Here is a 12,858-nt window from a genome sequence, read left to right on the forward strand (position 1 = left end):
CGGATAGGTGGTCTGGACCAGTTTTCGCTACTCTGTGTAACTCGGCCGCGAAGGCTGAGGCGAGACCCCCGTCGGTGACCACGGCGGGGCCAGGCAACACAGGAGTACAAGTGAAGAACTCTGCGATCGCGATCGACCCGGCGGCGAGTGACACGGCGGGTGCGGACGGCGCGCAGGACGGGGGCCTGCGGGCCGCACTCGGCGAGCGCCGCCGCCGCGGTGACGCGGGCGGGGCCGTCGCCACGGTGACGTTCATCGTCCTGCTGGGCGTCGCCGTCGCCCTGCTCGGCTACCTGGTGACGGCCGGCTGACAAGGCGCAGGACAGACGGAGGGGCCGCGGGCGGCGTAAGCCCGCGGCCCCCTGGCGTGTGCAGGCCCACGGCCCTCCGGCATACGGATGCCGGTGGCCCGGTGGCCCGGTGGCCCGGTGGCCCGGTGGCCCGGTGGCCCCGGTGGCCCCACCCCGCCCCGGAATCGGCTCGGGTCCGTGCACGTTGCACCATGGTGGTCGGCCGGGTTCGACAGGTTCGGCCGTACGGAATGGAGCAGTGACGTGAACGGGGTCCAGGGCACGGACGGTGCCGAGGTGCGGGGCACGGTCGAACCCGGCTGGGAGGCTGTGCGGGAGGCTTTCGTACGCAACTTCGCCGAGCGGGGTGAACGCGGGGCCTCCGTCGCCGTGTACCTGGGCGGGCGGCCGGTGGTCGATCTGTGGGGCGGGTCCCGCGACGCGGACTCCGACGTGCCGTGGGCGTCCGACAGCCTGCACCTGGTCCGCTCGGCGACCAAGGGGGTCGCCGCCGCCGTCCCTCTGATCCTGCAGCAGCGCGGCCTGCTCGACTTCGACGCGCCCGTGGGAACGTACTGGCCCGAGTACAAGGCGGCCGGCAAGGAGCACACCCGGGTACGGCACCTGCTCGCGCACCGGGCCGGGGTGCCCGTACTCGACGTACCGGTCGAGTTCGCCGACCTCTTCGACCCCGAAGCCGGGCCGCGCGCCGTCGCCGCGCAGGCGCCCGCCTGGGAGCCGGGCACCGACCACGGCTACCACCCCTACACGTACGGCTGGCTGATCGGCGAACTGGTGCGGCGGGTCACCGGGCGCACGCTCGGGACGTGGCTCGCGGAGGAGATCACCGGGCCGCGCGGGATCGACCTGTGGGTGGGGCTGCCCGCCGCGCACGAGCACCGGGCGGGGAGAGTCCTGCGCGTGGATCCGCCTGCCGTGCCCGGCGGGCTGCGGCTGCGGCCCAAGCAGGCGGTGTCGGAGGCGTACGCGGACCCCTCGTCCCTGACCCGCCGGGCCTTCGCGGCCCTCGCCCCCACCGACGAGAACACGCCCGCGTACCGGGCCGCGGAACTGCCCGCCACGAACGGGATGGCCAACGCGCGCTCCCTGGCCCGCTTCTACGCCTCCCTGATCGGCGAGGTGGACGGACACCGGGCGCTGTTCACCCCGGCGACCGTGGCACAGGCCCGCACCCAGGAATCCGCGGGCCCCGACCGCACCCTGATCGTCAACACCCGCTTCGGCCCCGGCTACATGCTCCACAGCGGAGCATCCCCGCTCCTCGGCCCCTCCTCCTTCGGCCACCCCGGCCGAGGCGGCCCCCTGGCCTTCGCCGACCCCGAGACGGGCGTGGCCTTCGGCTACACGACAAACGGCCTCCAGAAGGGCGTCACGGCGGACCCACGGGCCCAGGCGCTGGTACGGGCGGTACGGGCGGCGCTGGCGGCGCTGGGCTGACCTGCACCGGGGCTCCGCATCGGGGCTCTGAATCCGGGCTCCGCATCCGGGCTCCGCCCGGATCGCCTCAGACGCCGGCGGGGCCGGCGGTCAGCATCAGCCCGATGCCCAGCGCCATCACCCCCGCCGCAACCATCCGCGGCGCCCCGAAGCGCTCCTTGAACAGGACCGCTCCGATCGCCGCGCCCACGATGATCGAGGACTCCCGCAGCGCCGCGACGGGCGCGAGCGGTGCGCGGGTCTGGGCCCACAGGACCAGCCCGTACGCCACGATCGACAGCCCCGCCCCCACCAGACCCCGCACCGCGAACGGCCGCAGCAGCGGCACAAGTTCCGCCCGGTGCCGGTACCACGCGTACAGCGGGATCGCGATCCCTTCGAGAACCATCAGCCAGGCGATGTACCCGAGCGGCGTCCCCGAGGCCCGTACCCCCACACCGTCCACCACAGTGTACGAGGCGATCGAGACCCCGGTCGCCAGCGCGGCGAGCAGCGCGGGCCACTGAGGGCCTTTCCGGGGCCGCCGCCCCGCCCCGCGGATCCCCCACAGCGCGAGCCCGACAAGACCCGCACAGGCCACCGCGACGCCCGCCAGCTGCAGCCCCCCGATCCGCTCGTCGAGGAGGACCGCGGCCACGACGGTGACGATCAGCGGCGCCGTACCCCGCGCGATCGGATACATCTGCCCGAAGTCGCCGAGCGAGAACGACCGCATCAGCATCGCCTGGTAGACGACATGCAGCACTGCCGAGGCGAGCAGCCAGGGCCAGGCCCCGGCCGCCGGCAGCGGCGAGAACACGGCGAGCAGCCCGCCGAGCAGGGCCCCGCCACCGGATATGAGAGTGAACGCGAGGAGCTGGTCCTTGATGTGATGGGCCAGCGCGTTCCAGGACGCGTGGGTGACGGCCGCCAGGACGACGGCCGCGGCGACGAGAGGGGTCACTTCTCGCGCACGTCCACCAGCGCGCCGCCCGCGGCCGCCCGGATCACGGCGTGGTCTGCGCGGCCGAGGTCGGTGAGGGCTTCGGCGAAGCGGGGGTGCGCGGCGGATTCGGGACTACTCATGCGCCGCACGCTAGCGGTCCGTGTACGGGGCACGCGAGCGGGTTGTGCTTCCCCGCGCCAGGGGTGCCGCTGTGTTCACCCTTCCCCGAGCTCTCAACTACGCCCCCAAGCTCGTCGAGCAGGGGGTATTCCCTGAGCAGGGGAGACCCCACTTGCCCTGCGGCACGGCTGCCCACAGCTGGGTGAGGGGTGGGGAAGGCGCGGCGGGCGCTGCCCGCAGCTGCTTCGCGAGGCGCTTCAGCTCACAGACTTCAGCACCGCCGCCACCAGCGGCCCCGAAGAAGACCCCCCGCGGCCCCCCTCCAGCATCACCGCGGCCCCCGCCGCATCCCCCCGCCAAGCCGTGAACCACCCGTTCGGCTTCTCCTGGCCCATGACCTCCGCCGAGCCCGTCTTGCCCCCGATGTCCCCGCCGAGCGGAGCCATCGGCCCGGCCGCCGAACCGGACGTGGCCGTGTACGCGAGAAGTTCCCGCAGCTGTGCGTGGACCTCGGGGGACAGCTTCCGCGAGGCCGTGGCCGTCCTGCGGCCGTCGAACGACGGCGGCACGAGGTACGGCTGCCGGAACACCCCGGTCTTCGCGGTGGCGACGATCGACGCGACGTTCAGCGGGTTCATCCGCACCCCGCCCTGCCCGATCAGCGAGGCGGCCATCGGCGCGTCCTTCTGCACCGGCACCCGTCCGTCGAAACTCGGCACCCCGATCGACCAGTCGTCGCGCCCGAGCCCGAAGACCTCCTGCGCCTGCTTGGTCAGGTCGTCGTTCGCGAGCTCGCCCACCTGCGAGATGAAGGCCGTGTTGCAGGAGGCGGCGAAGCTGGTCCTGAAGGTTCCGCCCTTGATCTCGAACTCCTCCAGGTTCTGGAACTTCCAGCCGCCCGCCTCGAAGTACTTCGGGCACGGATGCGGCTTGTCAATCCCGGCGAGCCCCTTCTCGATCAGCATCGAGGCCGTCACGATCTTCATCGTGGAGCCGGGGGCGAGCGAGCCCTGCAGCGCCACGTTCGGACCGGTCTTCTTGGAGTTCGCGACGGCCAGGATCTCTCCGGTGGACGGCTTGAGGACCACGATCGAGGCCCGGCTGCGCTTGGCGACCTCCCGCTCGGCGGCGGCCTGCACGGTGGGGCTGATCGTGGTCTTCACCGTGCCCGGGGTGCCTTCGGCGAGCGTGAGCAGCGTCTTGTCGGGCAGCGCCTTGCCGCCCCCCTTGCCATCGTCTTCCCGGCCGTCCTCGCCGTTCTCGCCGCCCTTGCCCGCTTCGGCGCGTACGATCCGCAGCTCGATCCCGGAGCTGCCGCCCGCCTTCTTGCCGTACCTCTCGCGCAGCCCGTCGAGCACACCGGCGAGCGAGGGGTACTTCTCGGCGGTGAGCTCCCCGCCGTTGCGGTCGACCGCCTTGATCGGCGGCGTCCCGGCCTCCCCGGCCCGCAGCGTGTCACCCGCCTTGAGCCCGGGATGCACGACGGACGGTTCCCAGTCGACCACCGGCCGGCCCGTCTCGCCGCGCACCACCGTCAGCTCGGACTTGTAGGTGTACGGCTCGGACTTCCCCTCGTACGACACCGTGGCCGCCACATCGAAGGGCACCTTGGCGCCACCGCCCTTGCCCGGTGTGAACTTCACATCGGTCAGATGCGCGTCCTTCTTGTACGCGGTGAGCGCCTCCCGCGCGGCCGGCGCGTCGTCGGTCAGCGCGGCCGCGCCCGCCGCATCGCCCTTCGCCCACGCGGCGAAGAACCGCTCGGTGGTCTGCTCGATGTCGGCCCGCGTCAGCGGCTTCGCCCGCAGTTCCTGGGGCGAGAGCGGCTGGTCGGAGCCGTCGTCCGAGCCGCCGCCGACGAAGGTGTACGTGGCGAGGCCGACGCCGGCGACCACGGCACCGGTCGTGAGCGCGATCAGCGCGAGCTTGGTGTCCTTGCCCATGGCGTTCCGCCCGCCCGAGCGCCCTCGATTGCCCACCGCATCCTCCGCCTCACCCCGCGTGCCCGATCCGTGGGCACCTTATAGCGCTTCGGCGCGCCGGGCCCGTCGTGCTTGACGGGCGGACCGTGCTGTGCACCAGGACCGTGCTGTGCACCAGGACCGTGCTGTGCACCAGGACCGTGCTGTGCAGCCGGACCGCCCTGCGCAGCAGGGGACCGCACTGTGCGGCAGGACCGCTCAGCCCGCCGCGAGCACCTTCGCCACGATCGGCCCGGCCGAGTCACCGCCGTGCCCGCCCTCGATGACCACGGCGGCCGCCGCGATGTCGTTGCGGAACCCCGTGAACCAGGCGTTCGGCTGCGTCTGGCCCCCGACCTCGGCCGATCCCGTCTTGCCGCCGACATCACCGCCGAGCCCGCTCAGGGCCTTCGCCGCCGTGCCGTAGCGGGCGGTGTTGTTCATCATCTGCTTCACCTGGTTCGCGGTGCTGTTCCGGATCCCGGGCGCCTTGGCCAGCTCCAGGCCGTACGAGGCGGGCACGATGACCGGCTGGCGGAAGGTTCCGCCGCCCTTCACGGTGGCCGTGATCGACGCCACGTTCAGCGGGCTCATCTGGACCACACCCTGCCCGATGGCGTTCGCCGCCCGGTCGGAATCCCCGCGGGCCGGTACGGAGCCGTCGTAGGACGGGATCCCCGTGTTCCACACGGGCCCGATGCCGAACTTGGCGGCTTCCTCGGTGAGCGAGTTGTCGTTCAGGTCATCGTGCGCGATCAGCTTGATGAAGGCGGTGTTGCACGAGCGCGCGAAGTCGTTGGCGAACGTGGCGTTCAGGTCCGGCTTCAGGCCGGGCAGATTGTGGAAGGTCTGGCTGCGGTACACGATGTCGTTCTCGCACGGCGCCTTGCTGCCCGGCCCGGCAACCCCGTTGTCGATGAACGTCGCCGCCGTCACGATCTTCATCGTCGACCCGGGCGCGAGTTGCCCCATGAAGGCGACGTTGTTCCCGGGCTCCTGGTTCGCCACCGCGAGCACCTCGCCGCTGCTCGGCTTGATCGCCACCACCGAGGACTTGGCCTGCGTCTGCACGGCCTTCTCGGCGGCCGCCTGCACCCGCTTGCTCAGCGTGGTCTTGATCTGCCCCGGCTCGCCCTTCTGCAGGGTCACCAGTGTGGTGTTGTACGCCGTCGCGTCGGCCCGTTCGATCCACAGCTCGATGCCCGGCCTGCCGCCCGCCTGGGCCGAGTGGCGCCGCCGCAGCTCCTCCAGGATCGGTCCGAGCGAGGGGTACTTCTCCGCGCTCAGCACCTCGCCGTCCCGGTCGACGGCCTCGATCTGCGGGGCGTCCGCCTCGCCGACCGCGAAGGTGTCGTCCTTCTTCAGCTGCGGGTGGACCACGGTGGGCTGCCAGTCGACGAGCGCCCGGCCGGTGGTCTCCCCGCGTACGACGGTGAGCTCGCTCTTGTACGACAGGGGCTCGGACCTGCCCTCGTACGACACCTTCGCCTTGACCGTGAACGGCACGCTGGTGCCGCTGGCCTTGCCCTCCTCGATCTGCACGCCGGTGATGTCGGCGGCGAGGAACGAGTTCAGCACCTCGCCCGCCTCGACGGGCGCGTTGGTGAACTTGGCCGCCGCGGCGGCGTCCCCCTTCTTCCAGTGCTCGAAGAACGAGCCGGCCGCCTTCGCGACCTCCCCGTCGGTGACCGGCCCCGTGGTCGGCGTGGCATCCGCCCCCGCGGACGACGACCCCCCGGTCACCCCGTTGTACAGATTGACCGCCCCGTACGCGGCGCCGCCCACCATCACGGTGAAGACCCCGCCGATCAGAGCCGTTTTGACTCCATCGCGCATCGCTGCGCTCCCCTCCCCCAGACGCCCTGAACGCTGTTGAACGCGTTCAGGAAAGTTACCGAGGACAGCCTAGGGGTCGGCTGTGACAGGCAGGGGCCGAATCGATCTCGATTGTCTATACCTGTGGGTCCGGCCCCATGCATCCGCTGTGTCTAGACCCACGTATCCAGCCACATCCGCGACCGCCACGAATCCACCGGAATCGGCTGCGCCGTGTACAGCGGCCAGAAGTAGATGAAGTTCCAGGCGATCAGCAGCACGAGCACACCCGCGCCCACCACCCCGAGGACCCGCCGCCGCTCCTCCGATCCCGGCGGCCCGATGATCGCACCGATCATCATCGCGAGCGCCAGGCACAGATACGGCACGAAGACGACCGCGTAGAAGACGAAGATCGTGCGTTCCTGGTAGTTGAGCCAGGGCAGGAAACCCGCGAGGAAGGCGCCGGCGATCGCGCCCGCCCGCCAGTCGCGGCGGAAGAACCACCGCCACAGCAGGTACAGGACCGCGAAGCAGGCCGCCCACCACAGCAGCGGGGTACCGAGCGCGAGGACCTCGCTCGCGCATTTCTCGTGCGTGTCCGCCGGGCAGCCGCCGGTGCCGGGCGCCGGGGACTCGTAGTAGTACGAGACGGGGCGGCCGAGGACCAGCCAGCTCCACGGGTTCGACTGGTAGTCGTGGTGCGAGGTCAGGCTGACGTGGAAGTCCCAGACCTGGTTCGAGTAGTGCCACAGGCTGCGCCACCAGTCCGGCAGCAGCCCGCCGAACCCGCTGGAGGGGTGCTCGGCGCCCCATTCGCGCAGATAGCCGCGGTCGCCGGGCGCGGTGTGCAGGATCCAGCCGGTCCAGGTGGCGAGGTAGGTGACGACCGTGACCGGCACCGTCGAGACGAACGCGGGCAGCACATCCCGCTTCAGGACCGTGAGGTACGGCCCCCGGGCGCCCGCGGTGCGGCGCGCGCCCACGTCCCACAGGACCGTCATCAGACCGAACACGGCCAGGAAGATCCCGCCGTTCCACTTCGTGGCGAAGGCAAGGCCCAGGCAGATTCCGGCGAGGATCCGCCAGGGCCGCCAGCCCAGGCGGAGCGTCTCCGCGATCCGCGCGTCGGGCCGTACGACCCCTTCCGCGTCCACCGGAAGCGCCGCCGCCAGCCGCTTGCGCGCCTTGTCGCGGTCGATCACCAGCGCGCCGAAGGCCGCGAGCACGAAGAACATCAGCGGCAGATCGAGCAGCGCGGTGCGGCTCATCACGAAGTGCAGGCCGTCCATCGCGAGCAGCAGCCCGGCCAGACAGCCCAGGAACGTCGAACGGAACATCCGCCGGCCGATCCGGCACACCATGAGCACCGAGAGCGTGCCGAGCAGCGCCACCATGAAGCGCCAGCCGAACGGCGTCAGACCGAAGAGCCACTCACCGGCCGCGATGACCCATTTGCCCATCGGCGGGTGCACGACGTACGCCGGGTCGTGGCCGACGGGGACCTTCGAGCCGAGCTCGATGACCGTGTCGTTGTAGTCCTTGGGCCAGTTGACCTCGTAGCCCCGCTGGAGCAGGGCCCACGCGTCCTTCGCGTAGTACGTCTCGTCGAATATCACCGCATGCGGCCTGCCCAGCTGCCAGAAGCGCAGGACGCCCGCGAACAGTGCGACGAGCAGCGGCCCGAGCCAGCCGGAGGCCCGGACGGCGAGGGAGGTGCGGCGCAGCCCGAGCAGCGACCACAGGCGCGGGTCGGGTTCGCGGTAGGGCGGGTCCAGGCGCTGTCCCACGTCCTCGGCCGTCGGCGCGGCGTACCCGAATCTGCGCAGGCGCAGCAGCCAGGACCGCGGCTCCTGCTGCGGAGGCTGCCGGTCGCGGAGGTCTTCGGCTTCGCCTTCGCCTGCGCCTTCGCCTGCGCCGGCCGGACGGGTCGCGGAGTCCCTCGTGGGGTGGGACGGGGCACTGGTCACCGCGCCATCGTAGGGAACCGGCCTGTCCACGTCCCGGGTCCGCCCCGCCGTCGTGGCGGATGGTGTGAGGATAGGCCTGTGACAGGAACGCAAGGAACCCTCGTTCTCGCCGGCACCCCCATCGGTGACACCGCCGATGCGCCGCCCCGGCTCGCCGCCGAGCTGGAGAGCGCCGACATCGTCGCCGCCGAGGACACCCGCAGGCTGCGCCGCCTCACCCAGGCGCTCGGCGTGCAGACCACCGGCCGGGTCCTCTCGTACTTCGAGGGCAACGAGTCCGCCCGCACGCCCGAACTCGTCGAAGCCCTCACCGACGGCGCCCGGGTGCTCCTGGTGACCGACGCGGGCATGCCCTCCGTGTCCGACCCGGGCTACCGGCTCGTGGCGGCCGCCGTCGAGAAGGACATCAAGGTCACCGCGGTGCCGGGGCCGTCCGCGGTGCTCACCGCGCTCGCCCTCTCCGGCCTGCCCGTCGACCGCTTCTGCTTCGAGGGCTTCCTGCCCCGCAAGGCGGGCGAGCGGATGTCACGGCTGCGCGAGGTGGCCGGGGAGCGGCGCACCCTCGTCTACTTCGAGGCCCCGCACCGGCTCGACGACACCCTCGCCGCGATGGCCGAGGCCTTCGGCGCCGAGCGCCGCGCCGCCGTCTGCCGCGAGCTGACCAAGACCTACGAGGAGGTCAAGCGCGGCGCCCTCGGAGAGCTGGCCGCCTGGGCCGCCGAAGGGGTACGCGGAGAGATCACCGTGGTCGTCGAGGGCGCCCCCGAGACGGTCGCCGAGCTGGACGCCGAGGAGCTGGTGCGCCGGGTGCGGGTGCGCGAGGAGGCGGGGGAGCGGCGCAAGGAGGCCATCGCGGCGGTCGCCGCGCAGGCGGGCCTTCCCAAACGCGAGGTATTCGATGCCGTCGTCGCGGCAAAGAATGCGGCTGCCCACTCGCCAAAGGACGGCAAAGGGCTATCGTGAAAGGCAAAGGCCAAGCCGGGGCACCGGCCTCTTTTACATGGGGCACCCAAAAGCGCTCCAATTCTCCACAGGTCTGATGCCTTCCGGCCGTGCGGGGGTGTCCACTGGATGAAGGAACTTTGATCGGTTCCCTCGCATGTGGACCGCCCCGGACGTACTTGTCCGACGGGCAAGAGGAGCTGGCATGAGTGAGACCACCGGCCGCGCCGCCGAAATCGACGCCGCAGCAGAAGCCCCTGTGGACACGACAAGTCTGCCCAACCATCCGATATCCACGGTTCGTGAGTCGTACGCGTTCGCCTGTATGCGCTGCGGGCACGGCTGGGAGCAGTCGTACGACATCGAACATTTCGTCGACGGCCAGGGCAATGAATTCGTGCTCTACAAGGTGGACGGGCGGCGGGTGCCCTCCCCGCTGAGCCGGCCCACCTGCCTCAACTGCGGCGGGCATGTCGTCCGCTTCATGCGGGCCGGGCGGGTCTCCACGATCCTCGACCTGATCGACCACCCGGAGCGGCTGGGGTGGTCCGAGAAACGGCAGCAGGCCGAGGCCGAGAGCCTGGCGGAGGAGTCCGAGGCGGAGCAGTCCGCGGAGGCGGGGGCGGAGGAATCCGCGGGCGCGACGGCGGAATCCGAGGGTGCGACGGCGGAGTCCGAGGGCGCGGCGGTCAGGGGGTCCTCGGGCGCGGGTGCGGCGCCGGAGGAGTCGGGGCACCACTGGCACCTGTCCGACCTGCTGCATCCCTTCAAGGGCAAGCGCTCCTGATTCAGGGGCAAGCGCTCCTGATCCAAGGGCAGGTGCTCCTGACCTGCCGCGGGGCAGCCGCTCCCGCGCGGGCAGGCGCGTTCCCCGGGTGCGGGAGCCGGTTCGTAGGATCGGGGCATGAGCCCCAAGGACGCACCCCCGCCCCTGCCCGAGCCGCTGCGCATCCCGGTCGCCGACTCGCACACGCACCTCGACATGCAGGACGGCACGGTCGAGGAGGGCCTCGCGAAGGCCGCTTCCGTGGGAGTGACGACCGTGGTGCAGGTCGGCTGCGATGTGAACGGCTCGCGCTGGGCCGCGGATACGGCGGCGGCGTATGCGAGCGTGCACGCCACGGTCGCGCTGCACCCCAACGAAGCGCCCCGGATCGTGCACGGTGACCCCGATGGCTGGTCGCGGCAGGGCGTCCGCGAGCCGCTCGGTGACGCGGGGCTCGACGAGGCGCTCGCCGAGATCGACCGGCTCGCCGCGCTGGGGCACGTCAAGGGGGTCGGCGAGACCGGGCTCGACTACTTCCGCACCGGGCCCGAGGGCAAGGAAGCCCAGGAGCGGTCCTTCCGCGCGCATATCGAGATCGCCAAACGGCACGGCAAGGCGCTCGTCATCCACGACCGTGAGGCGCACGCCGACGTGCTGCGCATCCTTAAGGAGGAGGGCGCCCCCGAGCGGACCGTCTTCCACTGCTACTCCGGCGATGCGGAGATGGCCCAGGTCTGCGCACAGAACGGCTACTTCATGTCGTTCGCCGGAAACATCACCTTCAAGAACGCGCAGCACCTGCGGGACGCGCTCGCGGTCGCGCCGCTCGACCTCGTCCTCGTCGAGACCGACGCGCCGTTCCTGACGCCCGCGCCCTACCGCGGACGGCCTAACGCCCCGTATCTCATTCCGGTCACCCTGCGCGCCATGGCCGAGGTGGCCGACGTGAGCGAAGACACGCTGGCAGAGGCGGTCTCCGCGAACACGGCACGCGCCTTCGGCTACTGAGCGAGGCCGCTGCCACCCGTGGGTCCGGCGCAACGCTGCGTGGCCGCGTCACTTGGGAGAGTAACGGCCGCTCCGCTAGGTTCGCTCCGCCTGAGAGCCCGCCTCCTGGCGGGACCCCTTGGAGCCTGGAGCGAGTTGTGAGCCAACGGACCGCGTATGAGCCCTCCGGGGAGAGCGAACAGTACGGGGACGCGCCCTACGGCGGCACGGACACCTACCGGCCCTCGTACGAGGAGCGGGTGGCGCTCGCGCAGGAGCCGACGTGGACGATGCTCCCGTCACCGGCCGCGGTCCAGCCACCGGCCCCGGCCGCTTCACCGGGCGTGGTCCCACCGCCGGACATGGCTCCGTCACCGGCCGCTGCCCCGCCCGACGGCTCGGTGCCGCCCGGCGGGCGCGCCCGGACGCGGCAGGAAGCCCGGCGCGCAGCCCGGCGCAGGAAGAGCGCCGAGCGGCCCGAGGCCCTGCGCCGCCTCGTGCCGCAGGCGCTCGTCGTCGCCTTCCTCGCGGGCGGCACCTCCGCCTTCGTCGCGCACGACAAGGCCGTGAAGCTGACCGTCGACGGCAAGGAGCGCACCCTGCACACCTTCGCCGACGACGTCGCCGAGCTCGTCGCCGACGAGGACCTCGACCTCGGCGCACACGACTCCGTCGTACCCGCCCCCGGCACCCCGCTTACTGACGGCGACGAGATCGAGATCCGCCACGCCCGGCCGATCCAGCTCACCCTCGACGGCCGCCCCCGCAAGGTCTGGACGACCGAGGAGACCGTCGAGGCCGCGCTGCGCAGACTCGGCGTACGGGCCGAGGGCGCGTACCTGTCCGCCTCCCGCTCCCAGCGGATCGGCCGCGCGGGGCTGCGCCTGGACGTGCGCACCGAGCGCACCGTCACGGTCCTGGCCGACGGCCGTGAGCGCACCATCCGTACGAATGCCGCGACCGTACGCGAGGCGGTGGAGCAGGCCGGGGTCTCGCTGCGCGGCCAGGACACCACCTCCGTGCCGCCCGCCGCCTTCCCGCGCGACGGGCAGACCGTCACCGTCATGCGGATCACCCACGGCAAGGAGGTCCGCGAGGAGCCCATCGCCTTCGACGTCCGCCGCACCGAGGACGCCACGCTGTACGCGGGCACGGAGGTCGTGGAGCAGGCCGGACGGCACGGGGCGCGCCGTGTCACGTACGCCGTGCGGACCGTGAACGGTGTCGAGCAGAAGCCGAGGCGGCTCTCGGACGAGGTGGTACGGGAGCCGGAGCCGCAGATCGTCCGGGTCGGCACCAAGCCGCGCCCCACCTCCGTCAGCGGTGCCGACGGCCTCAACTGGCCGGCCCTCGCGGCCTGCGAATCGGGCGGCCGCCCCCATGTCACGGACCCCTCCGGCACGTACGGCGGCCTCTACCAGTTCGACACCCGCACCTGGCAGTCCCTCGGCGGCACCGGCCGCCCCCAGGACGCCTCGGCGGCGGAACAGACCTACCGCGCCAAGAAGCTCTACATCCAGCGCGGCACAAGCCCCTGGCCCCACTGCGGCCCCCGCCTCCACGGCTGAGCGCAGCGCCCCCGCATCCGGGCTTCGCCCGGATCGCCTCAAACGCCGGCGGGGGT

Annotated in this window: 11 protein-coding genes; 6 read left to right on the forward strand and 5 right to left on the reverse strand. The window is 72.0% G+C overall.

Features of this window, described 5'->3' with window-relative positions; genetic code table 11:
* The first annotated feature begins 110 nt into the window (after positions 1-110).
* Positions 111-311: a hypothetical protein gene (locus ACLF6P_RS23735; RefSeq protein WP_415952733.1), complete on the forward strand. Its 201-nt coding sequence runs from the start codon at positions 111-113 to the stop codon at positions 309-311.
* Between the two features lie 243 nt (positions 312-554).
* The gene (locus tag ACLF6P_RS23740; RefSeq protein ID WP_415952734.1) at positions 555-1,748 is read left to right on the forward strand and encodes a serine hydrolase domain-containing protein; all 1,194 of its coding nucleotides are present in this window, start codon (positions 555-557) and stop codon (positions 1,746-1,748) included.
* A gap of 67 nt (positions 1,749-1,815) precedes the next feature.
* On the opposite strand, the gene ACLF6P_RS23745 is transcribed toward ACLF6P_RS23740, so the two are convergent.
* The 5 genes from ACLF6P_RS23745 to ACLF6P_RS23765 all read right to left on the reverse strand — a co-directional run bounded on the left by ACLF6P_RS23745 (position 1,816) and on the right by ACLF6P_RS23765 (position 8,407).
* On the reverse strand, positions 1,816-2,691 hold the full coding sequence (locus ACLF6P_RS23745) for an EamA family transporter (RefSeq protein WP_415952736.1): 876 nt from the start codon (positions 2,689-2,691) through the stop codon (positions 1,816-1,818).
* On the reverse strand, positions 2,688-2,813 hold the full coding sequence (locus tag ACLF6P_RS23750) for a hypothetical protein (RefSeq protein WP_415952737.1): 126 nt from the start codon (positions 2,811-2,813) through the stop codon (positions 2,688-2,690). Before ACLF6P_RS23750 ends, ACLF6P_RS23745 begins: the two co-directional genes overlap by 4 nt.
* A gap of 237 nt (positions 2,814-3,050) precedes the next feature.
* Positions 3,051-4,772, reverse strand: coding sequence for a penicillin-binding transpeptidase domain-containing protein (locus ACLF6P_RS23755; RefSeq protein WP_415952738.1), 1,722 nt, complete (start codon positions 4,770-4,772; stop codon positions 3,051-3,053).
* A gap of 201 nt (positions 4,773-4,973) precedes the next feature.
* Positions 4,974-6,590: a penicillin-binding transpeptidase domain-containing protein gene (locus ACLF6P_RS23760; RefSeq protein WP_415952740.1), complete on the reverse strand. Its 1,617-nt coding sequence runs from the start codon at positions 6,588-6,590 to the stop codon at positions 4,974-4,976.
* Between the two features lie 152 nt (positions 6,591-6,742).
* Positions 6,743-8,407 carry a dolichyl-phosphate-mannose--protein mannosyltransferase gene (locus ACLF6P_RS23765; RefSeq protein ID WP_415952795.1) on the reverse strand — a complete coding sequence of 555 codons (1,665 nt, stop codon included), beginning with the start codon at positions 8,405-8,407 and terminating at the stop codon, positions 6,743-6,745.
* 210 nt (positions 8,408-8,617) lie between these two features.
* On the opposite strand from ACLF6P_RS23765, the gene rsmI reads away from it, so the two are divergent.
* The 4 genes from rsmI to ACLF6P_RS23785 all read left to right on the forward strand — a co-directional run bounded on the left by rsmI (position 8,618) and on the right by ACLF6P_RS23785 (position 12,802).
* A complete protein-coding gene (rsmI, locus tag ACLF6P_RS23770; RefSeq protein ID WP_415952741.1) occupies positions 8,618-9,502 on the forward strand; it encodes a 16S rRNA (cytidine(1402)-2'-O)-methyltransferase in 885 nt (294 codons plus the stop codon).
* 304 nt (positions 9,503-9,806) lie between these two features.
* A complete protein-coding gene (locus tag ACLF6P_RS23775) occupies positions 9,807-10,268 on the forward strand; it encodes a hypothetical protein (protein ID WP_415952797.1) in 462 nt (153 codons plus the stop codon).
* 117 nt (positions 10,269-10,385) lie between these two features.
* Positions 10,386-11,255 carry a TatD family hydrolase gene (locus tag ACLF6P_RS23780; protein WP_415952743.1) on the forward strand — a complete coding sequence of 290 codons (870 nt, stop codon included), beginning with the start codon at positions 10,386-10,388 and terminating at the stop codon, positions 11,253-11,255.
* 137 nt (positions 11,256-11,392) lie between these two features.
* Positions 11,393-12,802 carry a ubiquitin-like domain-containing protein gene (locus ACLF6P_RS23785; RefSeq protein ID WP_415952745.1) on the forward strand — a complete coding sequence of 470 codons (1,410 nt, stop codon included), beginning with the start codon at positions 11,393-11,395 and terminating at the stop codon, positions 12,800-12,802.
* Positions 12,803-12,858: the final 56 nt, after the last annotated feature.

The sequence above is a fragment of the Streptomyces lothianensis genome (genome assembly GCF_047779955.1).
Classification (GTDB): domain Bacteria; phylum Actinomycetota; class Actinomycetes; order Streptomycetales; family Streptomycetaceae; genus Streptomyces.

Bases quoted from the DNA above. Each gene is read 5' to 3' on its own strand.
- ACLF6P_RS23750 (WP_415952737.1), bottom strand. From the start codon at position 2,813: ATGAGTAGTCCCGAATCCGCCGCGCACCCCCGCTTCGCCGAAGCCCTC.
- ACLF6P_RS23760 (WP_415952740.1), bottom strand. From the start codon at position 6,590: ATGCGCGATGGAGTCAAAACGGCTCTGATCGGCGGGGTCTTCACCGTG.
- ACLF6P_RS23775 (WP_415952797.1), top strand. From the start codon at position 9,807: ATGCGCTGCGGGCACGGCTGGGAGCAGTCGTACGACATCGAACATTTC.
- ACLF6P_RS23780 (WP_415952743.1), top strand. From the start codon at position 10,386: ATGAGCCCCAAGGACGCACCCCCGCCCCTGCCCGAGCCGCTGCGCATC.